The organism is Bacillus sp. EB106-04-04-XG123, assembly GCF_058791855.1.
In genome coordinates this window covers 14145-39169 of sequence record NZ_JBYTDZ010000006.1, presented here as the reverse complement: position 1 = coordinate 39169, position 25025 = coordinate 14145, and the positions used below count along the sequence as shown (strand labels likewise).

Sequence of the window (25025 nt, the reverse complement as noted above, 5' to 3'; positions counted from 1 at the left end):
GCGTTCTACCTCAATTGAATGGAGAGATCAACTGATTAGAGAGTGTCACACATGGATTCTTGACTTTTGTATCATGAGTGATCCAAATGGTCTGTTATGTCGTAAAGTAAGTACATTCTCATGAGGAGCACACTTCCTTTTTCAGCGCTCTTTTTTTCTCCTTGAAAAAAGAGTAAAGTACAAGGTAGGCTTATTTCAGCAAATCGAGTGATAAGCAATACGTGAAGGATTTCATGATGAATGCGCATGCTCTTTCTCATGAAAAAGGAAGGAGATGACCATGGACACATTGCAAGATTTTGAGCTGTATCACAAGATCAAATATGATCGTCACAAGCCCTCGCTTGAAGTGCTGTACGATCGCTATGAACGTGTATTATATTCGTTTATTTATAAAATGACTGGCAACCGTGAGCTCGCGGAGGAAGTACTTCAAGAGGTCTTCATCAAGCTCTGGCGCGGCATAGGAGAATATCATACGGATAAAGGGAAATTCTCTTCGTGGTTATTCATGATGTCACGCAACACGGCCATTGATCTTTTAAGAAAGCACCGGAATGAAACGGCTTTGGAAGATGAGCATATTGAATATTTAGCCGATCATCAAGAAGATGTATCAAAAGAAGTGGAATGGAACGAGGAAAAACAAATCATACGTGAAGCAGTATCTACATTGTCAAAAGAACAGCAAACCATCATAGAAGATGTCTATTTCAAAGGGATGACACAAAAGAGCATCGCGGAAAAGCTGGGCATCCCTATTGGTACGGTAAAGGGAAGGGTTCGATTGTCTTTGAAGCATTTGCGATCGAAACTGTCTCGCGGAGGAAAGGAGGAAGAGGCATGACTCAGTGTAAACATCAAGTGATTGATTATTTCAACGGGCATTTACAAGGAGAAGAAAAAACGCAATTTGAAGAGCACATCAAGCACTGCCCAGCTTGCAAAGAAGAGCTTGAAGAATTGACAGCGCTCATGTCTGACATTCCACTTCTAGCCGAAGACCAAACACCTCCGGCAGGGATGAAAGATCGTATTTTATCTCAGGTGTTTGAAGAAGAGACAGTCGAAGAAAACAATAGCGATAGAAAAGAGCTCAAGGCTGCACCTGAGCCAAACGAAATCAAACCGCTGCAAAAGAAACGAAACCAATGGCTCTTACCGCTCGTTGCCGCACTGCTTCTTATTTCAGCAGCTGGAAATGTGTATTTATTATCGAATGGAAAAGAACAAGCGGAAGAACCTGTCAGGGTTGTTGCCACAAAATCACTGGCTTCTGCCACATCACCAAAAACGACAGGTGCTTTCTCAGTGATAGAGCATAACGGCAAAAAAGAACTTGTTGTGAGTGCAGACGGCTTAAAGGGTCAACTTGATTCATCTGCTGTTTATCAAGTGTGGCTCATTAAAGGAGATCAGCCGGTGCCAGCCGGTGCTTTTAAAACAGATAACAAAGGGGAAGGAACCGTCACCTATGCGTTATCTGAAAAAGAAGCAAACGAATCATGGGATACCGTGGCTGTTACCCTTGAACCAAAAAAGGATAACAAGCTTCCGCAAGGTCCAGTTGTACTAAGCGCTACTTTTTAAGTTTGATTCATGAAAAGGATGCCTTCTTGAGGCATCCTTTTTTGATAGCGAAGGGGAACATTTCGGCAAATGAAACGTAGTACATATGGAGGTGAAACAGATGAAAACATCCATAGAAAAAGACCTATTTCTCTTATCAATCAGACACGCATTGATTGCCTGTTATTTTTTAGTGCTTCCGTTCGTTGCACAAGTCCTTTATACCCCATCACCTTTATTGCTCGTCCTCATCGCTCTTTTTATGATTCATAACCTAACAGAAAGTATTATTTGGTTCTACAAATCGAGAAGGATCAGAAAGCACCAGTCTGGTGATCTATCAAAACGCGGGCATGTCTTTAGCCAGCTCGTGCAAAGAGTTGAACAGCTCCTCATCGTCGGTTTTGTGATTCTTTTGATCAATGAATGGATACAGGGAAGAGTAGATCTAACTACTCTCTCATTCACTCTATTTCTATTGATCATCATTTTCCTTCAGCACATTCAGTTTTACTACGTTCAGCTATTTTTTAAATCCAACAGCTGGTTCACTTATGTTCCTTCTTTGCAAAAGGCACGTCTTTCATACATGGCGAGAGAGCGAAAGGCCCTGAAGAGGTCATAAATGTGCCATCACTCGTTTGACCCAGCCATAAACATCAGAAAATTATGATAAAATGTGGAAAGAAAGAATGGAGAAAGGGAGTGCGAGCGAGTGAAAGCAGTTGGACTATTGGAGTATTTACCGATTGAGCATGAGCAAAGCCTGATGGATCAAGAGGTTGAAAAGCCTAAAGCGTCTGGCAGGGATGTACTGGTGAAGATAGAGGCTGTGTCCGTAAATCCAGTTGATACAAAGGTGAGATCACCGAAGGATCAGAAGGAAGAAAAACTGAAAATTCTTGGCTATGATGCAAGCGGTACAGTTGTTGAAGTGGGCGAAGCGTGTACATTATTTCAGCCAGGCGATCACGTTTACTATGCGGGAGATATTACGCGTCAAGGCTCGAATAGTGAATACCAGCTTGTGGATGAGCGTATTGTGGCGAAAAAGCCAGCTAATCTATCCTTTGCAGAAGCAGCCGCGATGCCCCTTACAACAATCACGGCTTATGAGGCTTTATTTGACCGGATGCATATGAAGCGGAATGCAGAAGGCTCAACCTTGCTGATCATTGGTGGTGCAGGCGGGGTTGGTTCAATTGCCATTCAACTAGCCAAATTAGCGAAGGCAACTGTGATCGCAACCGCATCAAGACCAGAAACAAAAGAGTGGTGTCTGTCCTTAGGTGCCGATCATATCATTGATCATCATCAGCCGCTTCTCGAGCAGCTCAAGGAAAAAGGAATCGGTGAAGTGGATTTTATTTTATGCTTAAATGATACAGATGGACATTTCAAAGGCATGGCAGAAGCCATCAAACCGCAAGGCACGATCTGTACCATTGTCGAGAACAAGCACAACCTAGACATTCAGTTACTCAAAAATAAAAGTGCGGCATTTGTATGGGAATTCATGTTCACACGTCCTATGTATGAAACAGCGGACATGATCAAACAGCATGAGCTTTTGACAGAAGCGAGTCGGTTATTTGAGCAGGGGAAAATAACGCATACCTTAACAAAGGTTCTCAGCCCGATCAATGCTGCTAACTTGAAGCAGGCACATCAAACACTTGAACAAGGAAAGATGATTGGAAAATTTGTGCTTGAAGGATTTGAGAGAGGAGAGAACGTATGACATCATTACAATATCCGATTGGCTTATATGAACCGGTAGAAACAAAAACGAAAGCACAGCTGGAAGCATGGATTAATGAGCTGGCTGCAATCCCTGAAGAGTATGAAGCGGTGACCGTACGGTTGACAGATGCACAGCTTGATACTCCTTATCGGCCGGGAGGATGGACTGTTCGTCAGCTCATTCACCACGTAGCAGACAGCCATCTAAATGCATACTTACGATTCAAGCTTGCTCTCACAGAAGATACACCGGACATACGTCCATATGATCAGGAGGGATTTGCCTCACTTCCTGACAGCAAGGCGCCCATCAGTTTATCCCTGCCTTTGATCAGCAGTCTGCATCGCAGGTGGGTCACTTTACTGCGGGGAATGTCAGAGGAAGACTTCAACGCTTCTTATTATCACCCTGCCGATCAACAAACAGTGTCCTTATATGATGCAACGGGAATGTACGTCTGGCATTCAAAGCATCACCTTGCCCATATTACGGAATTAATCAAAAGAAATCAGTGGAAGTAAAGGAGTAAACGCATGTCTGGAAGAAGAATTGTCGGCGCCATGTTTATCTGTATGGCGGCATTGTTTTATGTAGCGAAATATGTTCTTTTTGAGATACGCTATAGTAACAGCTTAGGCTCAGAAAGAACGATTGAGGAACTTGAACAGCTGATTCCTGGCGGTACGTGGATCAGTATCCTTTTTCTCATCATCGGCTTAGCCTATCTTTTATGGGATGATAGGGAAGTCATTCGTAAAAATCTTTTCACCCCAGATCGACAAGAAGAAACAAAAAAGACGGACCCCAAGTGACCGTCTTTTTTCCTTTTCTTTTGATTAGCCGCGTTCAGGACGCAGTGCTTTTTCTAAGATAGCAAGGCCTTCATTGACTTTTTCTTTTTCCTCGTCATTGAGCCGTTGCAGGGAATTTTTGATTTTTTCGTGTCCTTTTTGATAAATACTTCTGAAAATATTTTTCGCTTCCTCTGTCAGCTCTACGACAATGATTCTCCGGTCACGCTCAGAGTGCTTTCGCACGACAAAGTTAGACTGTTCTAACCGGTCAAGCAGACCTGTCATATTGGACAAAGAAGCACCCATTTTTTCAGCGATTTCGGATACTTTGAGAGAGCCATGGTTATTGAGCAGCATGAGCACCTTCATTTGAGGCATACTCATATCAAGCTTCATCCATTCAGAAACATCTCCAAGACCTGCAGCTGTGAGCACTTTCATATAAAGAACCCATGTCTTTTTTTCCTCTGGAGATAGAATCTCTTCTTTTAATACGGTGGTGTCATGAATATTATATTCCACGCTTGTTCACTTCCTTTAAGCGGCTCTTTTTCTTTATATTACTGATTTTTACTTCTAATTGAAAGGTTCGTCAAGCTTTTGAATGTTAAACTGCATGAATCAAGTGGTATTTGTTGTATAATAATGTTCAGTTGAAATAATTGAAGCAACCTAGAAAGTTGGGAAAAACATGTGGAACAAAAAAACGGGTATGACGATCTTAAAAATGCTTTTTCCGATCGTGATTATCCTTGTCTTGATCTTTGTCGCGAAGCAGGAGCTAAGCGGACTTTCCATTAAAAAGACGTTTTATATTATTGACAGCTTGAACCGAATGGATTTGTTTATTCTTGTCTTTCTTGGACTTGTTGCGGTTTTATCGATGTCCTTATATGATTTTATTTTACGGAAAAGCCTAAATATGCCGATCAGCGGTTGGAAAACGATTCGTATTTCCTGGATTGCAAACTCCTTTAACAGTGTTCTTGGATTCGGAGGTCTATCAGGAGCAGGGCTTAGAACGCTTCTCTATAAGGAGTACATAACAGATACGAAAAAACTGCTGAAAGGCATTGCCCTATTGACTTCCTCTGTCCTTTTGGGCTTATCTATTTTCAGTGATCTGATCTTGGTCAGGGTGCTTCCTGTTGAAAGTATTATCAGCCAGGAGCCGTGGCTATGGGCATTTGTCATTATCTTTGCCTGTATTGTACCAATATATATCGTCATGGCATCCATTCGAAAAAGCTCGATTGAGAGCGGTGAAAATGGACTAAAGCATCCAATTTACGCTTATATCGGTGCATCATTTTTAGAATGGCTGGCAGCTGGACTTGTTATGTACATGGCTGTCGTCTCTATGGGAATGAATGTCGATGTCCGAATTGTATTAGGTGTATTTGCGATTGCATCAATTGGCGGTTTAATCAGTATGGTTCCGGGCGGATTTGGCTCGTTTGACCTCATCTTTTTACTGAGCATGCAGTACATTGGTTTTGATAAAGAGATGGTTCTGACGGCGCTCGTCTTGTATCGCTTCGTGTACTCAATCTTCCCGTTTATCCTAGGGCTTTGTCTAGCTGCTTACGATTTAACGGGCACGACGCTTAGACGTCTTGAAGGCAATCCGAAAATGGCACCTGCCATTGAAACAACGAACGTCTTAATTGTTTTGCACCGTGCTTTATTAATCCGGTTATTGTACGGATCTTTATCGATTTTAACCTTTGGAAGCGGCTTGCTCATCATGGCATCTGTTGTGCTTCCAGTCGATCGATTAGGTGTGATTACCAGCATTCCGCGCTTTCTTTTATCAGGATTTAATGGTCTTTCTTTAATGTTCGGAATCATTCTCATGATTTTGTCCATTGAAGTGTATAAAAGAACGAAAAGATCGTACGTGCTGACAATGATCTCTTTAGCAGGCGGTTTTGTGTTTACTTTGTTAAAGGGGTTTAACCTCAGTCTGATCTTTATTTTGCCAGTCATCATGGCTGTGTTTTTCTCTCTTCGAAATCAATTTGTGAAGCAGCAGGCACCTTATTCTTTGAATCAGTTTGTGGCGGCTGCCGCTGGATATTTATTCGTGCTCTTTAACTATAATGTCATTGGCAACTATATTTGGACAAAAATAGGGCATTTCTTGAGTAAGGATTATCTCGTTCACAATGAACGGCATATCACGATGACAAGCATGATTGCTCTCATCGGTGTCCCGCTTTTCTTCTTCATTAGTAAATTGATTTTTAATAAGAAAGCATTTCCGATTGGAGAAAAAGCAGATGAGGAGAAATTAAAAACGTTTTTAGAAGAAAAAGGCGGAAATGCCCTCAGTCATCTTGGCTTTTTAGGCGACAAAAAACTATTTTTCTCAAGTGATGGAGAAGCGATGCTTCAGTTTGGACGAATTGGCCGCTGCGTCATTGTGCTCGGAGATCCATCTGGACGTGAGGCGTCTTATCCGCTTGTACTTGAAGAGTTTTTACAGGAGACAGAAAAAGCCGGCTACCGCGTCGCTTTTTATCAAGTAGAACGAGAAGGGATGGCTCTTTATCATGACTTAGGCTTTCACTTCTTTAAGCTTGGGGAAGAAGCCATGGTCGATTTAGAAACGTTTACTCTGTCAGGTAAGAAAAAATCAAATTTACGAGCTGTGGCGAATAAATTTGAACGAGAAGGCTACACCTTTGAAATGCTGGAACCTCCCTTTTCAAATGAGTTGATCTCAACTTTAAAACAAATCTCTGACAGCTGGCTCGGAAAGAAAAAAGAAAAAGGGTTTTCGCTCGGTTATTTTCAAGAAGACTATCTTCAAAAAGCACCGATTGCGATTTTAAAGGATGAACAAGGGCAAATCATTTCCTTTGTATCATTAATGCCGATGTATCAAGAAGGGGAGATTTCCATCGATTTAATGCGTCATATGCATGATGCACCGAACGGGATGATGGATGCGCTGTTTATCCACCTGTTTCAATGGGCGAAAGAAAAAGGCTATAAATCGTTTAACATGGGAATGGCACCTTTATCGAATGTGGGGACGTTCCATCAGTCCTTTCTTACGGAGCGTTTGGCGAGTGTTATTTTCAACAATGTCAGATATATGTACAGCTTCAGCGGTTTACGGTCGTTTAAACAGAAGTATAAGCCTGAATGGCGCGGGAAATATTTAGCGTATAAAAAAAATACGTCACTGCCTGTCACAATGGTGCTTGTCACCAAGCTGATTGGGACGGACCCAAATCGAAATCGGCGTCGATAAACCAAAAGACCTTTACCTTTCACTAGGTGAAGGTTTTTTTAGACAAAAGAATAGCAAAAGTGGTAAAGTTGAAGGGTAAGGGGGATGTTCATATGACATTAAATGAATGGTTTACAAAGGGATTAGCTGAACGTACATATGTACACAACATGGAGAAAAACCGGGAAAATCTACTCACGGTGTACAACCAGTACGCAATTCATCAAAAAGAAAAAGAGCTGCTTCAAAAGCTGCAAAAGAAAAAGCTCAGAGCACTTGTCATCACAGCGGATTGGTGCGGGGATGCAATGGTCAATGTCCCGATTTTCATGCGTATTGCAAATGAAGCACTCATTGATGCGCGCTATTTCATTCGGGATGAGAATCTAGACCTGATGGATCAGTATTTAACGAACGGGACCGCAAGATCGATTCCGATTATCGTCATCATTGATCAGGACGGAAATGAAGTGGGGAAATGGGGACCTCGCTCAGCAGAAGCACAGCGCTTTGTGGACGAGAAAAAACCGGACAAAGATGCACCTGATTATGAAGAAGCTTTTCAAGTATTTGCGAAAGAAGCCGCACATCACTATACGACAGACCGTTACTTATGGAAAGATATTGAGAAAGAAATAGTAGAAGTTTTGGCAAAAATATAAACCAAAAGACTACTTCGCCGCAATGGGAAGTAGTCTTTTTTTATCTTGTTTTTGCGTTTTACCTACAAAACCACCGCATAAAGGTGTAGAAAACCGCAGAATTCTATCAAAAACCGCAGAAAACCGCAAAGCACCACGATTTTCCCAACCACTTTTAGTTGAAAAACCTCATATATGCCATGAAATCAATGATTTTGCCCTTATCCAAAGGCTCATATAACGCACAAGGGTTGGCTTTTTCCCAATACAAGAGGCCCAGCAACTATAGTAATCTAGTTGTAATCTCCTTTGAACGAACTAAAAAAATGACAGAAAAGGACAGGCGATCAATTTATGAAAAAAATCATTTATCTCGATCAAGAAAAAAAGAAGCTCGCTGAATCGAAAAAAAGAGAACAGCGTTCCATCAAATCACTGAGACTGCTTGTGTTTTATGATGGACAAAGTCCTTCATGTGCAAAAATGATTGATTTGTTAAAATCACTCGATTGGAAAAATCGGATTCACTTTGAATCCTTTAGACACTCGCAGCTGCTCAGGCTGAATAAAATCAGTGAAGAGAAGGCGGAAAAACGAATCGTGTCTATTTCCCTAGCCAAAAATCAAAAGAATTCAGGGATCTATACTTGGCTGCGTATGGCTTGCCATATCCCTGCATTATGGGGAACGGTCCCATTCATCATGCTCAGTATATGGCTTGGCTTTGGACAGCATGCGTACGATTTTTTTGCAAAAAGACGGTATATTCATTCTGTCAAACGGATGAACCATCATGACACAGATCAACAAAAGACTATTTAATAAATAGAAAAAGCATGACCTTCGATCGGCAGAAGGTCATGCTTTTTTGTAATAGGGAAGATATACTGTTAAATGATCTAGCAGCTTCTTTGTGTAGAACTTATAGGCCTGATCATCAAGCTCAGCACCTGCATAGGTAAGCAAGGTTCTAAGCGCAAACAAATATTCACTGTGCAGCTCATTGTGTTCAAAGTAAGGAAGGGCTGCTTCGATCAAATAGGTTTTCAAATCAAGAGGATTTTCCTCAATCATCAATTTATAGATTTTGATCATATATAAACAGTTTGGCTGAATACGAGGCTGTTTTAACAGCTCATGTATGTAGGGAAGTGCCTTTTTGCGGTCATATTCAGCATATAGTGTCGCAATTTCATATAGCGTTTCACAGTAGCGATCTTCTATCTGTTCTTGATTAAAGTAATTGAGTGAATCTAGTAAATAAGGCACAGCTGAAGAGAAATCACCTTCACGTTTTAAAAGCACCCCGTAATAAAAATATGCGGACATTTTAATATAGGCATCAGGGTAAAGGGAAGTGTGCAAAATCACTTCCTTTATATATTTCTTCGCAGTTTGATAGGCTTTTAGTTCAAGTGAGATCACGCCGTGAATAAGTGTACAGTGAATAATCCGCTTGAAATTGTTCTTTTGTCTATATAAATCCATCGCTTGATGTGTCGCTTCAAGCGCGTCACCGAGCTGTCCCATGTTTCCGAGTGCTTTTGCATAGTGATAATACAAATCACTTTGTTCAACTGAGGCGTAGGAAAAGCAGCTTTCAAGCTTTTTCAGCCCATCCTCAAGCTGACCAATTTTAATTTGATGAATACCGTCTAGATATTCAAAAATTTCTTTTTCCGTTTCAATAAACGTTTTTTCGAATTTTTTGAGCACGCGGTGTGTTTTTAAGGCAAGCGGCTGTTTTTCCGTTAATAAATAAAATTGAAATAAAGACAAATGATACTGAATGCCTAAATCCAGTGAAAAGAACTGCTCCTCGTGCTGAATGATCATTTCTGCATTTTGTTCAGCCTGATCGAGAGCATAGAAGTACATATTCATTTGAAACTCATCCAAAAGTGATAGCAGATGACGTGCCTTTTGTGACAGCTTTTCTTGGCTGATACCAAGCCGTTCAAGCAGCAGATTGATCGTATCTTGATTGGCCTCCTTTGAGCCATTTTCAATTTTACTTAAATGAGAGACAGAACAAATTCCTTCTGCCAATTCAGATTGGGTCATATTTTGTTTATAACGGTAGAGTTTAATGATTTGTCCAATATTAATTTTCATTCCATCCAGAAGCCTCCCTTCCAATCATGGTTGAAAGCCTTTTGACAAAAAAACTGAATCAGACAAAATGGGAATACTTGAAAATCATTTCATCATCTTGGCTTTTTTCTCAAAATTTGTTTAAAACGTAATATGATTGTAACATTACTTGAAAAAGTCAAACAACTATTTAGCAGACGGGGAGGAGAGATACTTGATTTGCAACTGCACGCGATGATGTTTATAATGTGAATGAGAATCAATTTCAATTAAGGTTGATTGAGAGGATGACATATATGCCAGAAACGAAACAACAAAAAGACGCGTTAACGGTTCGAGACGCTGTCAGATATAGACGATCGATTCGCAAATTCAAAGACACACCGGTGACGATTGAACAGCTTCAGCCGCTATTAGAGGATGCAGTCTATGCACCAAACCATAAAATCACGGAGCCGTGGCGCTTTTTATATGCGGTGACGGATGAAGCCAAAGCCACTTTTGTAGAGCGCTTCATTGCGTTCTTTCAGCGCAATAACCCAGATGCAAAAGAAGAAAAGATCAATCAATACAGAGATTACTTTTCTAAGGTCCCAGCGCTTTTACTTGTCGTACTAAAAGAAGACGAGAACCCTGTGGTGAGAAATGATGATTTTGCCGCCGTGAGCGCGCTCATTCAAAATCTCCAGCTGCTTGCATGGGATCAAGGAATCGGTATGGTATGGAAGAGCGGACGTATTTTATACGATAAAGGCTTTCAACAAGACATGGGATTAAAGGAAAACGAACGGTTTGCTGCGATCCTTCATATAGGTTATCCAGAAGAGGTGCCAGAGGAAAAATCACGCCAGAAAGCATCAAGTCTTCTTACTGAAATCAAATAAAAGAAAAGCAGACCGCTGAATAAGGTCTGCTTTTTTACTTATTGTTTTTTGGCGCGCTGATCGGCTGCTTTCATACGTGCCATTGCTTTTAAGTCATTCGGATCTGCAAGTTCTTTGGAAAATTCAACATATTCGCCATCCGTCTCTTGTGCTGCGAGCTCGTGGTTGGATTTTTTGTGTTGGTCTTTTTTCAAAGCCTTTCCCTCCTTTACAAGATCACTTTAGTTATGTGCTTGTTGGAGGGGAATATCCGTTTTATTTGTTTCTTTTTTCTGCTGCTCTTTCCGCTTTTTTGAATTCCTGCTGATACAGGACTTCCTGAGTTTTCTTCAGCTTTGAAGTTGGCTGGTGTTCTTTTTTCTTCATCAAAATCGCCCCCTCATATCATTTCTAATAGGATGGGTGTTTTTGACAACATTTATTCCTCAGAATGCAAAATCGCTTCTTTTAGTTCAGGGTGCAAAAAGTCATAAGAAGAGAGCAGTGCTTTTTTTGGCAGAGCACGCTGGCCTTCTAAAACAAGCAATGACATTTCACCGAGTGCCGTTTTGATCACAAACGATGGCACCTTCAGCCAATGGGGACGGTGAAGGGCAGAAGCAATGGTTTGTCCAAGCTGTTTCATTTGAACAGGATTCGGTGATGTCACATTGAGCGGGCCTGACAGGTCGTCATTATGAATCGCATAGGCAATGAGATGTGCTACATCCTCAACATGCACCCATGAAACCCATTGCGAGCCAGCGCCAATTGTCCCGCCGGCAAACAGCTTGTAAGGAAGTGTCATCAGCGGCAGTGTGCCTTTTTCTCCTAACACGACGCCAAAGCGTGTGTAGACCGTACGAATGCCGAGGGCTTCAATCTTTTGCCCCTCAGCCTCCCAAAGTTTTGATGTATGACTTAAGAAATCAGTATCTGCAGGAGGTGACTCCTCCGTAAAATCTCCTGTTTGAGATGTGCCATAAATCCCGACAGCACTTGCTTGAATCAGCACAGATGGTTTCGATTCCTGCGCTTCTATAATGCGTCTTACCTCTTGTGTTGATTTGAGACGGCTGGAGAGGATGCCTTCTTTTGCTTTATCTGTCCAGCGTGTGAAAATGGATTTTCCAGCAAGGTTAATCCATACATCGATGGCAGGCAATTCATGCTCAGGCGCAGCACCTTCGGTAAGCCACTGCACATAATGTAAATGATTTTGTTCGGATTCCTTTGGATTTCTTGTTAAAATATATAGATGATGTCCCTCAGCAGCGAGCACTTTTGTAACATGCTGGCCGATAAAACCGGTTCCTCCGGTAATGGCGATATTCAATTGACATCTCTCCTCTCATATACATACCTATATCTTTCACGATTTTGAATCAGAAGAAACATCCTGACTGTTTTGGAAAAGGAGTGATCACAGGATGCCCTATATTACAAAAATTTCTGCTCAGAAAAACAATACAGAGCGGGTCAACATCTTTCTTGATGAAAAGTACGCCTTTAGCGTTGATTTAGATGTGCTCGTCCAGCACGATTTGAAAAAAGGCAAAGAGCTGGACGAAGCAGATATCATTGAGATTCAATTCGGTGATTCGGTGAAAAAAGGATTTCAGCAGGCCGTTGATTATTTATCCTACCGTATGAGATCAGTGAAAGAAGTCACCGGTTATTTAACGAAAAAAGAAATCCCGGCACCTGCTATTAGTGAAATTATACACAAATTAAAGCATTATAAGTATGTAAATGATCTTGAATTTGCAGAAGCCTATGTCAGCACCCATCGCAAAACGAACAGCAAAGGACCGTCCGTCCTAAAAAAAGAATTGAAGCTCAAGGGGATAGACGATGACACGATTGAGCAGGCGCTATCGCAATACCCTGATGACTTACAGCTCGAGGAAGCTGTAAAGCAGGTTCTCAAGCTTGTCAAAAAAGAAAAAAATCGTTCTGCAAAAGAGATCGAGCAGCGCATCAAGCTGCAGCTGCAGCGAAAGGGATTTTCGTTTGAGATCATTGATAAAGCCCTTCAAGAAGCCTATGATGGACAAGAAGAGGAAAAGGAAGAAGAAGCCCTCCTTTATATGCTGGAGAAGGCAAAACGCAAGGTAGGGTATGACGGATCATTTGAAAAGAAGATGAAAGTGAAGCAATTTTTATTCAGAAAAGGCTTTGATCTCGATACAATTGATCACGTTTTAGACAAAGGGGAATGACAGATGGAAAAACGCTATAGTGAGATGACAGAATACGAATTGAAGCAGGAGATTGCCGCCCTTTCTGAAAAAGCACGAAAGGCTGAGCAGCTTGGCATTGTAAATGAATACGCAGTTTTAGAACGAAAAATCGATATGGCAAAAGCCTATTTATTAGATCCAGCCTCGATTCAAACGAAAACGACTTATCAAATCAAAGACACAGAAGAAGAGTTTTATGTGGAATATTTAAATGGCGTGTTTGCGTGGGGATACAGAGTATCGGCTCCAAATAAGGAAGATGCCCTGCCGATTTCAATGCTGACGCAAAAGGACTGATCCAAAGAGATCAGTCCTTCAGCGTGTAGACAAACCCTCGCATTCTTTGTCAGGTCTGCGCGCCGGTACTCACGAATGTCAAATTCGCTCCGTTCCGGTGCTCACCCTTCCTAGGGCTGCAAAGGTTTTCTATCACGCTGAAAAGAAGACAAAGGGCTAAAATAAAAGTCATTTTAGCCCTTTGTCAACAATTTGAAGGACTGATCCTAAAAGATCAGTCCTTTTCTTTACTTCGAACGTTGTTTACGGACGTTGTTCTGAAGTACGATGTCGTGCTGCGTTTGCTGCGTTTCTCCGTTGACCTGAGAGGCAGAATGCTTTGCATTTGCCCATGGTTGAGGGTAAGCGGTTGTCCTTAATTGAACAAAGTCTGCCATATACGATTTCCCATTTGAACTCATATCTCAAGCACTCCCTTTGGAAAAATTAGCGTTTCCCTGATGCCCTCATCCGTTCCTGTGGACGTGTATTCGTTTCACCATTCGGCCGTTTAGACGCATAAGCATCTGTAGCGCCTGGTTCGCCTTCAAACTTGTGATTTACCTGATTTGGAAAGCCTTTTGCTTTATTACGCATATCAAATCCCTCCAAACAATACAAATCATTTGCGTCTTTTGAAGACGTAAGGGTAGTATATGAAAAAAGAAGTTTTTTTAAAAAGGCACTTTCTGCTAGATGAAGGAGGAACAAGCATGGAACAATACTTTGAGCGACTAACAGAACAACTCATGGAAAAAAACAATATGCTGACATATGACGAAGCACGTACATGGGTAGAGCTGCTTTGGAGTGATTTTGAAACGACTTATGCAAAGGCTGGCCGCAAGTATAAGGGACAGGAAACAACAGAACGAATTGTCCAAGAGTGGATCGAGAGCTACGGCGCGCAGCTTCATTTATTTCAAAATAAACAATCAAAGGCAAACGAGCATCTGCAACAAAACAATCGAGGGCTGCTTCACTAAAAAGGTTGCCCTTTCACTTCCATTCATCTTTTTCAATTATTAGGAAAATATACAAATGAACAAACAACTTTATGAAACAATACCCAGTCTGTGATCGAAATTACAGGCTTTTTACAATGATTAAACTTAAAATTACATTAAATTCATCCTGTTGAAAATCACTGGAAATAAAACTCTGATATAATGAAACGATTGAAGAGACATGTAATTTATGGATAATAAAAAAGGGTTTCGTTTTCTGACAAAAAAGGAATAATGAACATATCAGACTATTTGAAAAAAGTGAAGAGAAGGTGCGATATGGAACGGGAATTGCTCTCTGTGATAATTCCTTCTTACAATGAAGGTGAAAACATCAGACGAATCTTTGAGGCACTCGAGGAAGAGTTTCGCGATTTTCATTATGACTTTGAAATCATCTTTGTGAATGATGGAAGCAAAGACAACACGCTTCAATACATGAGAGAGCTCTCTCGCAAAAGTGCAAAGGTCAAATATATATCCTTTTCGCGTAACTTTGGAAAGGAAGCCGCTATTTTGGCAGGTCTTGAACATGCAAAAGGAGCAGCTGCGATTATTATGGACGCCGATCTGCAGCACCCGACGTATTTAATTCAGGACTTTGTCAGAGGGTATGAAGAAGGCTACCATCAAGTCATTGCCAAACGGAATCGTAAAGGTGACAGCAAGTTGCGCTCTTACCTGTCATCCATGTACTATAAGGTGATGAACAAGGTAGTAGAAGTGGACTTGCGTGATGGCGTCGGGGATTTCCGTTTAATTTCACGCCAAGCCATCGATGCACTGCTTCAGCTGAAAGAGGGAAATCGTTTTTCGAAAGGGCTTTTTTGCTGGATTGGGTTTGAAGAAAAGGTCATCTATTATGAAAATGTAGAAAGACAGCATGGTGATACAAAATGGTCACTGAAGAAATTATTTAACTATGGCATAGATGGCGTCATTTCTTTTAACAACCGCCCGCTGCGCATTTGTTTTTATACTGGCATACTGATCTTATTACTCTCATTGATTTACATCGTGGCCACCTTTATTCAAATCGTCAGAACGGGCATTATGGTGCCGGGTTATTTTACTTTAATATCGGCTGTGCTGTTCCTCGGAGGTGTCCAGCTTTTGAGTCTAGGCGTGATTGGAGAATATATTGGCCGTATCTATTATGAAACGAAAAAGAGGCCGCATTATTTAATCCAGGAATCAAATGTGATGGAACAAGAGACAAGCTCAAAGGAACAAGACCGAGTGTTAACGCAGTTATTTAAATAACGTGGAGTCAAATAACCGGCAAGCACGAATCGCTTGCTGGGTTGTTTTGTTTCAAAGAACAGTGGATCTTTTGTGGAAAGGATTTAGATGATGAAACGTAGATGGATAATCATAGGGATGTGTCTCATTCTCGCTTTATTAGGACACTCCTTTTTCTTATATGAATATACGCAAGGCCGGTATATGACAGGAGATGGAGACGGCATCTCACAAATGCTCCCATTTAAAAAGCTGCTTTACGATGAATACGTCAAAGGGAACTTCTTTTATTCCTATCAATTCGGTCTAGGCGGCGGTACATATACGCAATTAGGTTATTATTTCACAACGTCGACTGTTTTTATGGTCACAGTTGCTGTCGTCTGGTTGATGAATGCGCTTCATCTTATTCAGTCAACGGATATTCATTTCTGGGCAAATGCCGTCATTTGGCTGAGTGTGATGAAGTTGACGCTTATTCTTTTCATCGCTTACCGTGTGCTTCTTTCAATGGTTCAGCATAGGCTGAGTGCATTAACAGGAGCCGCAATCTACGGACTGTCTATTGTGTATTTTCGGCATCAAACATTTTGGGAGTTTTTCACTGACAGTATGATGTGGCTCCCGCTGCTTGTACTTGGGATTGAACGGATTTTCAAAACAGGTAAGCCGGCTTGGTTTATTGCGGCGTGCAGCCTGATGCTCATCAACAATTTTTACTTTGCTTATATTCATTTTATCTTTTTAGCGATCTATCTTGTCTTCAGGTATATCATCAAGCTTCGAAGTGAGGAGCATGGGTGGAAGGTATTCTGGATGCTGGCGGTCTCTACACTGTTATCCTTTGGAATCAGTGCTGCCTTTTTTGTCCCGTCTGTCTATGGCTTTCTCAATAATATAAGACCGCCGTATGAACAGGCCATTCCTTGGTTCGAGCTACATGATCATCTGCTGTTTACAAGCAGGGTGTATTTATTACCTGTGATCTTTCTCATTTGTATGTTCCTCGTTCCGCTTTACCGGAACAGGTGGTTTTTCATGTTTACATCAATCAGCCTTCTGCTCATTGTTTTTCACTACAGTCCAAAGATGGCGAGCGTGTTTAATGGTTTTTCAGCACCGCAATACAGGTTTGAATACATTCTTGCCTTTACAGTTGGAGCGGTCGTAGCCATCACCATCAAGCATTTCTCGCAAATCGAGTGGAAGTGGAAAAAGCGTGCGGTCTTAGGCGCTTGGATCGTGTTTCTTCTCGCAGTCATCTTATCAGAACGAGCAAAGGGAAATATGGATGTTGTTGTATTTACAGCCATAGGACTGCTTGTGATCAGCTTGCTTTTCCTTGTGATTCATGCGGAAAAACGCCAGCACCTTCGTCTCTTTTCAGCTGTGCTCATCGTTGTCAGCTTACTGACAGCAGGCGTGTATCAGCAGGGCTACTTATCTGAAAGAAGCAATATTAAGAGCGTATCAGATACGTATCTGAATAGTGAGGCATATGCTGGACATGAGCAAATGAAGCTCATTCAGCAGATTCAAAGCCGCTCCTCAAAAGATCCGCTTGCCCGGATTGATTGGATGAATGGCGTGCGCAACAATACCCCGTTATTTGAAGGCTTTCAAGGCATGAGTGCGTATTCAAGTATATTGAATCAGCATTTGCTCAATTTCTACTGGAATGACCTGCAAATCGATATGGGACGTGAAAGTGTCAGCCGTTATGCAACAATGGGGGACAGGGTGAATTTATACAGCCTGACCTACGGAAAGTATTATATGAGAGACAATACGATACCTTACTCACCACCAGCTTATTTTAAGCCAATATTGGAAAGCGAGCATTATAAAGTGTATGAAAATACACGGCCGCTGCCATTTGCAAGAACAACAAGCACGATTTATTCAGAAGAATCCTTAAAGGATGCCTCAGCACTTGATAGAGAGCATGCAATGCTGCAAGGTGTGATTTTAGACAAAAAAGGAAACGCTGAAATTGAGATTACGCCAAATCGAGTCAAGGATACAAAGATTCATACGGAACAAGCCGTATACGAACATGGCGTGCTTGATGTATACGGAGAAACAGGCGGCCTGAATATCACGCTGCCAGATGATATGGCCCGCGCTGGAGATGTGTATGTGAGCTTTTATGTGAAGCGGACAGACCGGAACGAAGGATTTCAGTTATCCGTTGACAACTACGTCACCTCACGAAAAAGCAATACATCCATCTACAAAACAGGCGTCAATGAAGTGACGATTCGAGTCCCTGCGGAAAAAATCCTTTCCATTCGAGTACCAAAAGGGACGTATGAACTCGATCAACTAAAGCTGTATCAAGAGCCTTACCGCATCCTAGAAAAGGCATATGAAAAAGAAAAACAGGATAATGGCAGCCAGCAAGTAAAGCTTGAAAACAACCGCTTTACGATTTCATATGATAACAAGCGCGGCGATGATTATATGATCTTGCCAGTACCATATGAAAAAGGCTGGGAGCTCACAGTAAACGGACAGCAGACAGATATTGAACAAGCCAATTACGCCTTTATCGGTTTTCCAATAGAAAAAGGCAAAAACGAGATTGTGCTAACCTACTATCCGCCTTATATCAGAATTCTCGCGTTGATTTCACTCGTCAGTTTGATTGGTGCAATCCTATATGCACGGAGACAACACAAGAAACACCACTTTTTATCATAAGTGGTGTTTTTTTATCTTCCAAGGGCTGATCGATTATATGAAGCAAATCACTAAGCTTCTTTCTCAAACGAAAACGTCGCATAATCAAACAAAAAATGAAACAACCAAAGACTCAGGGCAAAGAGAATTTCCTCAGAAGTAGACAGTAAAATACCGCCCACCAATTCATCTGATAAATAGACAGCACCCCAAATAAACAAAAGATGAATGGAAATGGCATAGAAAACGATGGCGCGTTTTTTGGAACGGCACTTTCTAACAACCCTCATGAGCATATGCTCCACATGCTCAAAGGATATCCCAAGTATCACATAGATGCCCATAAATAAAAGCATCGATAAAATCGATTGATAAAAAGCACCCGTTAAATGAAAGAACAGTACACAAAACAACAAAAATATGTAACAGACAGCCGATGCCGCCATGAACCATTTCAGCCCTTGCCATAAAGCGTGAACAGATTGCTGCATAGTTGAACAAACACTCCCTTACATGAAGATACCTGCAAAAAGGACAGCCTTTTTGCAGGAAGTTAAACGTTAATCCTCTTTTTTAGGTGCAGCGATCACAGGATGTTTTTCAGTATCAAGCAGTTTTAAGAAATCTTCGCCTTGATCTAAATGATCAAGAACAAGCTGTTTCGGTGTGACCGCAAGCCACTGATTAAGTGAGATATCTGCATAATGATCGCTCTTAAAGATTTCTAAGAAATAAAGCGGTTCGTCGCCTGTATTTTCTACATAATGCCCCATCGCAAATGGGACATATCCAACGTCTCCCGCCTGATAGTTGAAGGTTCTCGCATGTCCATCAGAAGCAAATACCGTCATTCGTGCTTTTCCAGAAATGAAATATTGCCATTCATCCGTATTTGGATGCCAGTGCAGCTCGCGAATGGCACCTGGATCAACTTTCACAAGAGCGGATGCAATCGTTTTAGACGCTTTGAAATTGGTAGAGTCCGCAATCCACACTTGTCCGCCGCTTGACGTAATCGGCTCTTGTTTTAACAGCTCATATTTAAAGGAATTCGGGACCTCTCCTTGCTCTGTTTTCACCTTGTCACATTCAAGGGAACCAGGAATTCCTTTTTGGAAAATATACTTCTCTTTCTCCGGCAGCTTGTCAAACTGCTCTTTTGTCATACCGAAGTTTTTAAGCACGACTTCCTCTGGCGTATGGGCAAGCCAATCGGTTACTTGGAACGTACTATTTTCTGAGAATGACCCATCATCAAACACAAGCAAGAATTCAGCTCCCGGTTCAAGTGCTTGGATAGAGTGCGGCAGGCCAGAAGGGAAGTACCACAAATCACCCTCTGTCACATCCTCTGTAAAATTGCGCCCCTCTGCATCAACCGATGTAATTCGGGCTTCCCCATAAATCATGTACGCCCATTCCGCTTCCTTATGCCAGTGAAGCTCACGAATCGCACCAGGCTTTAGCCGCATATTAACAGATGCAAGACTTTTAGAGATCGGCAGTTCACGGACCGTAACTTCACGGGCGTAGCCGCCTTTTTCTAAACGATTGTGTGTATCAGAAAAAGAATATTTCAGGTTGGAGACCGTTCCATGATCGGTTTCTGGCGGCGTGAGCATATCTGGATTTTGTCTGTCCCGCTCGAGATTACGTGGAATTTTGACCGTTGCTCCTTTTTCTCCTCGAATCGGCTGTGGTATTCCATTTGGCTTTTCACTCATGATAAAATCCCCTTTCAACATCGTATTGTGTGAGGTGACTAAAAGGCCTTTCATTTCGCCCTCGTTTTCATAAGGTGAAACGAATCAGGCAGATGTCAATCTGATTCATCATTTTTTTGAGCAGCGACTAATCGTTGGATGAGCTTGCTTAATTCATCAAACTTTCGTTCAAAGCGTGTCAGCAAGTAAACCGTCAAAATGGCAGGGAAGCCAGCCTGACCGAGCTGCTTCAGCCATTCCTCTGAAAAAAAGGTCTCCATTTGTCTCACCTCCCAGCGGATGCTCGTCTTCTATATAAGTGGTATGAAAGAAGAAAAAGGAAAGCAGAGGGGGATAAAATGAACCATTAGACCCGTTTCACGAAGTTTACTTTTTTTAACTTTTGTCCACTTAATGCTAGTAGAGGGAACAAAGGGGAGGATGCACATGGATTATCGGCTGTTATTGAAAGCAAAGTGGAAGGAAATCATTGATCACCCGCTCATTCAGCAGTTTTTAAGCAACCCGAAAAACGAGCAGCTGCTCCGGCAAGTTATGGAAGAGCCAAACGAGGAAAATGCCAAAAAACTAGATTCCGAGTTCAAACAGTTCTATCAGAAAATCCGCATCATCAAGTATATCTCCACAATGATACGCATCTTTTCAGTCGACTTTGACAAACGAGTAAAAAAGAAACAGCAGCGTTTTCCGCTCATACTCGATCATCCTGATACGCAAGAAGTGAAAGACCCTGTTCAAACAGAGACGTATGAAGCCGTGCTCTTCAACCAGCAAGACCTAGGAGAGCATCTGCAAGACCAAACATTGTACAAGGCCTACCAGCAGCTGACAGACAAACAAAAAATGGTCCTAACCCAAATCTATGTCGAAGGCCAAACGATGAAAGAAATAGCCGATCAGTTAGGCGAAACAAGACAAAACATCTCAAACATTCACAAAAAAGCGCTCAACAAACTAAAAGAAGAAACAGGGGGAGATGTCCGTGCACGAAGACAAAATGACCAATGGAGAAATGGAAGAACTCATTGAAACCTTCACACCCATGATCAAAAAGAAACTACAAAACACGGCATATCAAGAAAGAGAAGACCTCGAACAAGAACTCTATATCAAACTCATCGAAAAAATAGACCGGCTGATTTACCAAGAAGGACCTGGATTTTGGGAGTTTATTGTGGAATATATGACGAAGTTGTAAGAGTGAAGCACAAAAAAAGACTCGCTCACACAGAGCCGAGTCTTAATTTTTTTTGCAGTTTTTCTTCACTGAAAATCCAGCCGGTATAGGAATTTTTGATTTGGTGGTCCATGTCGATATGGCAGATCGCGACAAAAGGATAATGACCTTTGCTTCGGTAGCGCAAATCAATGAACCGCACCTCGTAATGATCCTTGTATTTATCCACTTCCCACCGATAGACAGGGGAGAAGGAGAGAAAGGCTGAAATGTTTTCATCTTGTTTGGCAATTTTCATAATCTCTGTGTCAGGGACCGGCACACGGTTAAAGGTGTCTAAAATGACAACCTCTCCATTCATACTGCGCCCAACATGGAAAGAGGATTTACATTTCACGGCAATGCGCCATTGTCTGAACTTCATTGTAGGCGAAATGATAATCTCTTCAATTTCATCGAATCGTGCGCGCAGCTGACGTTTAATCTGAAGCTGCATGATGACTCTCACGATATAGTAACAGAAAATCACGGCATACAGCGTAATAAACGTATAGCCGGGATGGCCGCCAATCGCCCAAACGACAATGGCGACAAGGTGTGTAAAAAAGATAAACGGATCAAACGTATTAATGATCCCTAGCGCTACCCACTTCTTCGAAAATGGACGAATGGCCTGCGTACCGTATGCATTGAAAATATCGACAAACACATGAAGCACAACGGCTAATAGTGTCCATAACCAAAGGTGAAGTAAATTCGCCCCCGGCACAAATGGGAAAATCACAGCCGGAATCAGCAATGACCAAAACAGTACAGCCGGAATGGAATGTGTAAATCCTCGGTGATTTCTTATATAAACCGCATTATTTTTTAGTTTTAACACAGTATCAATGTCTGGTGCTTGGGAGCCGGCGATGGTCGCGATCATCACGGCGTGTGCCATATGTGGATCTGCGCTGACGGCTGGATCTAAAAGTGCAAGTCCCCCAAGAGAAATGCCCATTACTACATGAGTACCAGTGTCCAATTGATTACCTCCTAGTTGTCATGCTTAGGAACAATCATACAAAGTATACGTCTCCAATCAAGACTATGTGCAAAATCACTTTTGCTTTATCCCGATTTAATGTAACATGTTAACGTATCTACAAACAGTATACAACAAATAAGGTTCTATTCAGAACGTTAGCCCTCGGTCCAATGAGAAGGAGTATAGATATGAAAGACATTCAAGAAAAGCTGGACCGCAAAGATATTGCGGGCTTTCAGCATGATTTAATTGATTGGTATGAAAAAGAACAACGAACATTGCCATGGCGTGAAAATCAAGATCCATACCGCGTCTGGGTATCAGAAGTGATGCTTCAGCAAACGAGAGTGGATACAGTCATTCCGTATTTCAACCGGTTTATGGAGCAATTCCCGACGGTGAAGGATCTCGCTTTAGCTGATGAAGAAAAGGTCATGAAAGCATGGGAAGGTCTTGGCTACTACTCAAGAGTGCGTAATTTACAGGCAGCTGTGAAAGAAGTATATGAATCCTACGATGGCATTGTCCCTGATACGAAAGAGCAATTTTCAAAGCTCAAAGGTGTAGGCCCATATACGAGCGGCGCAGTTCTAAGTATTGCTTATAACAAGCCGTATCCTGCGGTAGACGGCAACGTCATGAGGGTCATTTCTCGTATTTTGTCCATATGGGATGATATTGCAAAACCAAAAACGAGAAACATTTTCGAATTTGCGGTCGATCAGCTCATTTCCCGGGAAAAGCCGTCAGAATTTAATCAAGGGCTGATGGAGCTAGGTGCGCTCATTTGCACCCCAACATCCCCTGCCTGCCTCATTTGCCCTGTGAACATGCATTGCTCGGCACTTGAGGAAGGCGTTCAGCATGAGCTCCCAGTGAAAAGCAAAAAGAAAAAACCGACTGCAAAATCAATGGCAGCAGCGGTGTTATTTGATGACGCAGGCAACCTATATATTCATAAGCGGCCAAGTACAGGCCTTCTTGCGAATTTATGGGAATTCCCTAACATGGAAACAACAAAGGGAAGAAAAACGGAAAAAGAGCAGCTGATTGATTTCTTAAAAGAGGAGGCAGGTGTACAAGCGGAGCTTGGTGATTTAGAAGGCACCATTCAGCATGTATTTACCCACCTCATCTGGAATATTTCTGTTTTCTTTGGACGAGTTACCTCTGTATCTGATGACACGAAGCTGAAAAAAGTCACAACAGATGAATTTGAGGCATATGCTTTGCCAGTCTCACACCAAAAAATTTGGAAGCTGGCACTTGAGCAGCCTAGTCGTATTTAACCGTTGTACCGTGGGTATAATCAGCTTCATTTCGGTGCAGACCCCCGCGGTTTTCGATTTCAGAAATGATTTCTCGATACTTAGATTGCCCTTCTTCATTCAAATAAGGTAAAATTTGTTGGAAAGCATGATGAAAGTAAGCAAGCTCAGTATCTTTCCATTGATCTTTGGACATCATGCCAAGCTGGCTTAAATCGCGTCCGACATACATGAATGTAACCTCCTAATAGGAACTTTCCTATTAGTGTGAAGCGAATGAACGAAAACTATTCAAATCAGGAGATGAACCATAATGAGTCAACGTAAATGTGCATTAATTACAGGAAGCAGCAGAGGAGTAGGGAAAGAAGTGGCCCTTCGCCTCGCGGAAAAAGGATATGACATTGTGATTAACTATGCGAGAAGCAAAAAAGCCGCACTTGAAACAGCGGAAGAAATTGAAGCGATGGGTGTTAAAACATTGGTTGTTAAAGCCAATGTAGGCCAGCCTGAGAAAATCAAAGACATGTTTCAGCAAATTGATGAAACCTTTGGCCGTTTAGATGTATTTGTCAACAATGCGGCATCAGGTGTTCAGCGTCCAATTATGGACCTTGAAGAAAATCATTGGGACTGGACGATGAATATCAATGCGAAAGCCTTGTTATTCTGCGGACAAGAAGCGGCGAAACTAATGGAGAAAAACGGCGGCGGACATATCGTCAGCATTAGCTCTCTTGGCTCCATTCGCTACCTTGAAAATTACACAGTAGTCGGCGTATCAAAAGCAGCACTAGAAGCTTTGACACGTTACCTTTCAGTTGAGCTTTCACAAAAAAATATCGTCGTCAACGCTGTATCAGGCGGCGCGATCGATACCGATGCACTTAAGCACTTCCCAAACCGTGAAGAGCTTTTAGAAGATGCGAAGAAAAACACACCTGCCGGCCGAATGGTTGAAATTAAAGACATGGTCGACAGCGTGGAATTCCTTGTATCAGGCAAAGCAGACATGATTAGAGGCCAGACAATTATTGTAGATGGCGGACGTTCTTTGCTTGTTTAAAAAAATCATGAATAGGATGTACACCTTCTGCACAAATTAATGTGCGTGGAGGTGATAATGATGGATCAACAACAAAACAAAACAAACGCACAACAAGTGAAGAAACAAAACCAAGCTTCTGCACAAGGCGGTCAATTTGGTACTGAATTTGCTAGTGAGACTGACGTACAGCAAGTAAAAAAATACAACCAAAAAGCTGAGCAAAACAAACAACAAAACAGCTAATCACTGAAACAAAGGAAAGCACTTCATATACGAATGAAGTGCTTTTCTTTTTGCCTCTCATCACCATCCGACAAAAACTGTAAAACCTCTACATAAACAGTCAAAGGATTTCCTCCTTCTTTCAAGAAATGGTATACAG

The 25025-nt window shown here is 41.8% G+C and carries 31 protein-coding genes and 1 pseudogene; 20 read left to right on the top strand and 12 right to left on the bottom strand.

Annotated features, from left to right (window positions below; translation table 11 throughout):
* Positions 1 to 280 precede the first annotated feature (280 nt).
* The 6 genes from AC3WTB_RS17225 (at position 281) to AC3WTB_RS17200 (ending at position 4125) form a co-directional block, all read left to right on the top strand.
* Complete coding sequence (locus AC3WTB_RS17225; RefSeq protein ID WP_492334008.1) at positions 281 to 847, top strand: RNA polymerase sigma factor; 567 nt, start codon at positions 281 to 283, stop codon at positions 845 to 847.
* The gene (locus AC3WTB_RS17220; protein ID WP_492334007.1) at positions 844 to 1590 is read left to right on the top strand and encodes an anti-sigma factor; all 747 of its coding nucleotides are present in this window, start codon (positions 844 to 846) and stop codon (positions 1588 to 1590) included. The genes AC3WTB_RS17225 and AC3WTB_RS17220 overlap by 4 nt, the downstream gene beginning before the upstream one ends.
* Before the next feature lie 100 nt (positions 1591 to 1690).
* Positions 1691 to 2194: a hypothetical protein gene (locus tag AC3WTB_RS17215; protein WP_342503132.1), complete on the top strand. Its 504-nt coding sequence runs from the start codon at positions 1691 to 1693 to the stop codon at positions 2192 to 2194.
* Between the two features lie 90 nt (positions 2195 to 2284).
* Positions 2285 to 3310 carry a zinc-binding alcohol dehydrogenase family protein gene (locus AC3WTB_RS17210; protein ID WP_369879353.1) on the top strand — a complete coding sequence of 342 codons (1026 nt, stop codon included), beginning with the start codon at positions 2285 to 2287 and terminating at the stop codon, positions 3308 to 3310.
* A complete protein-coding gene (locus AC3WTB_RS17205) occupies positions 3307 to 3834 on the top strand; it encodes a YfiT family bacillithiol transferase (RefSeq protein ID WP_369879355.1) in 528 nt (175 codons plus the stop codon). Before AC3WTB_RS17210 ends, AC3WTB_RS17205 begins: the two co-directional genes overlap by 4 nt.
* A gap of 12 nt (positions 3835 to 3846) precedes the next feature.
* Complete coding sequence (locus AC3WTB_RS17200; RefSeq protein ID WP_369879356.1) at positions 3847 to 4125, top strand: hypothetical protein; 279 nt, start codon at positions 3847 to 3849, stop codon at positions 4123 to 4125.
* Positions 4126 to 4149: 24 nt separating this feature from the next.
* Here AC3WTB_RS17200 and AC3WTB_RS17195 read toward each other — a convergent pair whose 3' ends face one another.
* The gene (locus AC3WTB_RS17195; protein WP_024425228.1) at positions 4150 to 4629 is read right to left on the bottom strand and encodes a MarR family transcriptional regulator; all 480 of its coding nucleotides are present in this window, start codon (positions 4627 to 4629) and stop codon (positions 4150 to 4152) included.
* A 169-nt stretch (positions 4630 to 4798) separates the two neighbouring features.
* On the opposite strand from AC3WTB_RS17195, the gene mprF reads away from it, so the two are divergent.
* From mprF to AC3WTB_RS17180, 3 genes are all read left to right on the top strand, one after another.
* A complete protein-coding gene (gene mprF / locus AC3WTB_RS17190; protein ID WP_039177250.1) occupies positions 4799 to 7369 on the top strand; it encodes a bifunctional lysylphosphatidylglycerol flippase/synthetase MprF in 2571 nt (856 codons plus the stop codon).
* A 92-nt stretch (positions 7370 to 7461) separates the two neighbouring features.
* Positions 7462 to 8010 (top strand): thioredoxin family protein, encoded by a 549-nt coding sequence (locus tag AC3WTB_RS17185; RefSeq protein ID WP_039177253.1) that lies wholly within the window; start codon positions 7462 to 7464, stop codon positions 8008 to 8010.
* 333 nt (positions 8011 to 8343) lie between these two features.
* Complete coding sequence (locus AC3WTB_RS17180; protein ID WP_039177256.1) at positions 8344 to 8811, top strand: thiol-disulfide oxidoreductase DCC family protein; 468 nt, start codon at positions 8344 to 8346, stop codon at positions 8809 to 8811.
* A gap of 36 nt (positions 8812 to 8847) precedes the next feature.
* Here the strand turns inward: AC3WTB_RS17180 and AC3WTB_RS17175 are convergent, their stop codons facing one another.
* Positions 8848 to 10104, bottom strand: a complete 1257-nt coding sequence (locus AC3WTB_RS17175) for a transcriptional regulator (RefSeq protein ID WP_039177258.1) — start codon at positions 10102 to 10104, stop codon at positions 8848 to 8850.
* A gap of 275 nt (positions 10105 to 10379) precedes the next feature.
* On the opposite strand from AC3WTB_RS17175, the gene AC3WTB_RS17170 reads away from it, so the two are divergent.
* Positions 10380 to 10967: a nitroreductase family protein gene (locus tag AC3WTB_RS17170; protein WP_039177261.1), complete on the top strand. Its 588-nt coding sequence runs from the start codon at positions 10380 to 10382 to the stop codon at positions 10965 to 10967.
* Positions 10968 to 11005: 38 nt separating this feature from the next.
* Here the strand turns inward: AC3WTB_RS17170 and AC3WTB_RS17165 are convergent, their stop codons facing one another.
* The 3 genes from AC3WTB_RS17165 to AC3WTB_RS17155 form a co-directional block, all read right to left on the bottom strand.
* Positions 11006 to 11161 carry a YfhD family protein gene (locus tag AC3WTB_RS17165; protein WP_041087330.1) on the bottom strand — a complete coding sequence of 52 codons (156 nt, stop codon included), beginning with the start codon at positions 11159 to 11161 and terminating at the stop codon, positions 11006 to 11008.
* A 61-nt stretch (positions 11162 to 11222) separates the two neighbouring features.
* The gene (locus AC3WTB_RS17160; protein WP_017358836.1) at positions 11223 to 11333 is read right to left on the bottom strand and encodes a YfhE family protein; all 111 of its coding nucleotides are present in this window, start codon (positions 11331 to 11333) and stop codon (positions 11223 to 11225) included.
* Between the two features lie 52 nt (positions 11334 to 11385).
* A complete protein-coding gene (locus AC3WTB_RS17155) occupies positions 11386 to 12282 on the bottom strand; it encodes a TIGR01777 family oxidoreductase (protein ID WP_073978525.1) in 897 nt (298 codons plus the stop codon).
* 94 nt (positions 12283 to 12376) lie between these two features.
* Between AC3WTB_RS17155 and recX the strand changes: the two genes are divergently transcribed.
* Positions 12377 to 13168: a recombination regulator RecX gene (recX, locus tag AC3WTB_RS17150; protein WP_492334006.1), complete on the top strand. Its 792-nt coding sequence runs from the start codon at positions 12377 to 12379 to the stop codon at positions 13166 to 13168.
* A 3-nt stretch (positions 13169 to 13171) separates the two neighbouring features.
* Positions 13172 to 13486 (top strand): YfhH family protein, encoded by a 315-nt coding sequence (locus AC3WTB_RS17145; RefSeq protein ID WP_041087336.1) that lies wholly within the window; start codon positions 13172 to 13174, stop codon positions 13484 to 13486.
* 227 nt (positions 13487 to 13713) lie between these two features.
* On the opposite strand, the gene AC3WTB_RS17140 is transcribed toward AC3WTB_RS17145, so the two are convergent.
* Together AC3WTB_RS17140 and AC3WTB_RS17135 are read right to left on the bottom strand one after the other, a co-directional pair.
* Positions 13714 to 13887 (bottom strand): YpzG family protein, encoded by a 174-nt coding sequence (locus tag AC3WTB_RS17140; protein ID WP_008360604.1) that lies wholly within the window; start codon positions 13885 to 13887, stop codon positions 13714 to 13716.
* 25 nt (positions 13888 to 13912) lie between these two features.
* Entirely contained in the window at positions 13913 to 14062 is a 150-nt protein-coding gene (locus tag AC3WTB_RS17135; protein ID WP_003217849.1) for a small, acid-soluble spore protein K, read from the bottom strand.
* A gap of 116 nt (positions 14063 to 14178) precedes the next feature.
* Between AC3WTB_RS17135 and AC3WTB_RS17130 the strand changes: the two genes are divergently transcribed.
* The 3 genes from AC3WTB_RS17130 to AC3WTB_RS17120 all read left to right on the top strand — a co-directional run bounded on the left by AC3WTB_RS17130 (position 14179) and on the right by AC3WTB_RS17120 (position 18417).
* Positions 14179 to 14451, top strand: coding sequence for a YfhJ family protein (locus tag AC3WTB_RS17130; protein ID WP_024425219.1), 273 nt, complete (start codon positions 14179 to 14181; stop codon positions 14449 to 14451).
* Between the two features lie 300 nt (positions 14452 to 14751).
* Complete coding sequence (locus AC3WTB_RS17125; protein WP_492334005.1) at positions 14752 to 15735, top strand: glycosyltransferase family 2 protein; 984 nt, start codon at positions 14752 to 14754, stop codon at positions 15733 to 15735.
* Between the two features lie 87 nt (positions 15736 to 15822).
* Positions 15823 to 18417 (top strand): YfhO family protein, encoded by a 2595-nt coding sequence (locus tag AC3WTB_RS17120; RefSeq protein WP_492334004.1) that lies wholly within the window; start codon positions 15823 to 15825, stop codon positions 18415 to 18417.
* A gap of 50 nt (positions 18418 to 18467) precedes the next feature.
* On the opposite strand, the gene AC3WTB_RS17115 is transcribed toward AC3WTB_RS17120, so the two are convergent.
* From AC3WTB_RS17115 to AC3WTB_RS17105, 3 genes are all read right to left on the bottom strand, one after another.
* Positions 18468 to 18887 carry a regulatory YrvL family protein gene (locus AC3WTB_RS17115; protein WP_151284158.1) on the bottom strand — a complete coding sequence of 140 codons (420 nt, stop codon included), beginning with the start codon at positions 18885 to 18887 and terminating at the stop codon, positions 18468 to 18470.
* A gap of 69 nt (positions 18888 to 18956) precedes the next feature.
* Positions 18957 to 20120, bottom strand: coding sequence for an oxalate decarboxylase family bicupin (locus AC3WTB_RS17110; protein ID WP_061110592.1), 1164 nt, complete (start codon positions 20118 to 20120; stop codon positions 18957 to 18959).
* Positions 20121 to 20215: 95 nt separating this feature from the next.
* Positions 20216 to 20380 carry a YvrJ family protein gene (locus AC3WTB_RS17105; RefSeq protein ID WP_073204399.1) on the bottom strand — a complete coding sequence of 55 codons (165 nt, stop codon included), beginning with the start codon at positions 20378 to 20380 and terminating at the stop codon, positions 20216 to 20218.
* A 166-nt stretch (positions 20381 to 20546) separates the two neighbouring features.
* On the opposite strand from AC3WTB_RS17105, the gene AC3WTB_RS17100 reads away from it, so the two are divergent.
* Both AC3WTB_RS17100 and rsoA read left to right on the top strand, forming a co-directional pair.
* Entirely contained in the window at positions 20547 to 21149 is a 603-nt protein-coding gene (locus AC3WTB_RS17100; RefSeq protein WP_107164048.1) for a sigma-70 family RNA polymerase sigma factor, read from the top strand.
* Complete coding sequence (gene rsoA / locus AC3WTB_RS17095; protein WP_029707333.1) at positions 21097 to 21318, top strand: sigma-O factor regulator RsoA; 222 nt, start codon at positions 21097 to 21099, stop codon at positions 21316 to 21318. Before AC3WTB_RS17100 ends, rsoA begins: the two co-directional genes overlap by 53 nt.
* Before the next feature lie 25 nt (positions 21319 to 21343).
* On the opposite strand, the gene AC3WTB_RS17090 is transcribed toward rsoA, so the two are convergent.
* On the bottom strand, positions 21344 to 22324 hold the full coding sequence (locus AC3WTB_RS17090) for a metal-dependent hydrolase (protein ID WP_034623275.1): 981 nt from the start codon (positions 22322 to 22324) through the stop codon (positions 21344 to 21346).
* A 191-nt stretch (positions 22325 to 22515) separates the two neighbouring features.
* On the opposite strand from AC3WTB_RS17090, the gene mutY reads away from it, so the two are divergent.
* Positions 22516 to 23616 (top strand): A/G-specific adenine glycosylase, encoded by a 1101-nt coding sequence (gene mutY, locus AC3WTB_RS17085; protein ID WP_492334003.1) that lies wholly within the window; start codon positions 22516 to 22518, stop codon positions 23614 to 23616.
* Here mutY and yfhS read toward each other — a convergent pair.
* Positions 23603 to 23827: a mother cell protein YfhS gene (yfhS, locus tag AC3WTB_RS17080; protein ID WP_044139672.1), complete on the bottom strand. Its 225-nt coding sequence runs from the start codon at positions 23825 to 23827 to the stop codon at positions 23603 to 23605. The genes mutY and yfhS overlap by 14 nt on opposite strands.
* A gap of 81 nt (positions 23828 to 23908) precedes the next feature.
* On the opposite strand from yfhS, the gene fabL reads away from it, so the two are divergent.
* Both fabL and AC3WTB_RS17070 read left to right on the top strand, forming a co-directional pair.
* Entirely contained in the window at positions 23909 to 24661 is a 753-nt protein-coding gene (gene fabL / locus AC3WTB_RS17075) for an enoyl-[acyl-carrier-protein] reductase FabL (RefSeq protein WP_024425211.1), read from the top strand.
* 75 nt (positions 24662 to 24736) lie between these two features.
* Positions 24737 to 24886, top strand: a pseudogene (locus AC3WTB_RS17070) (gamma-type small acid-soluble spore protein); the annotation flags it as partial.
* Between the last annotated feature and the right edge of the window lie 139 nt (positions 24887 to 25025).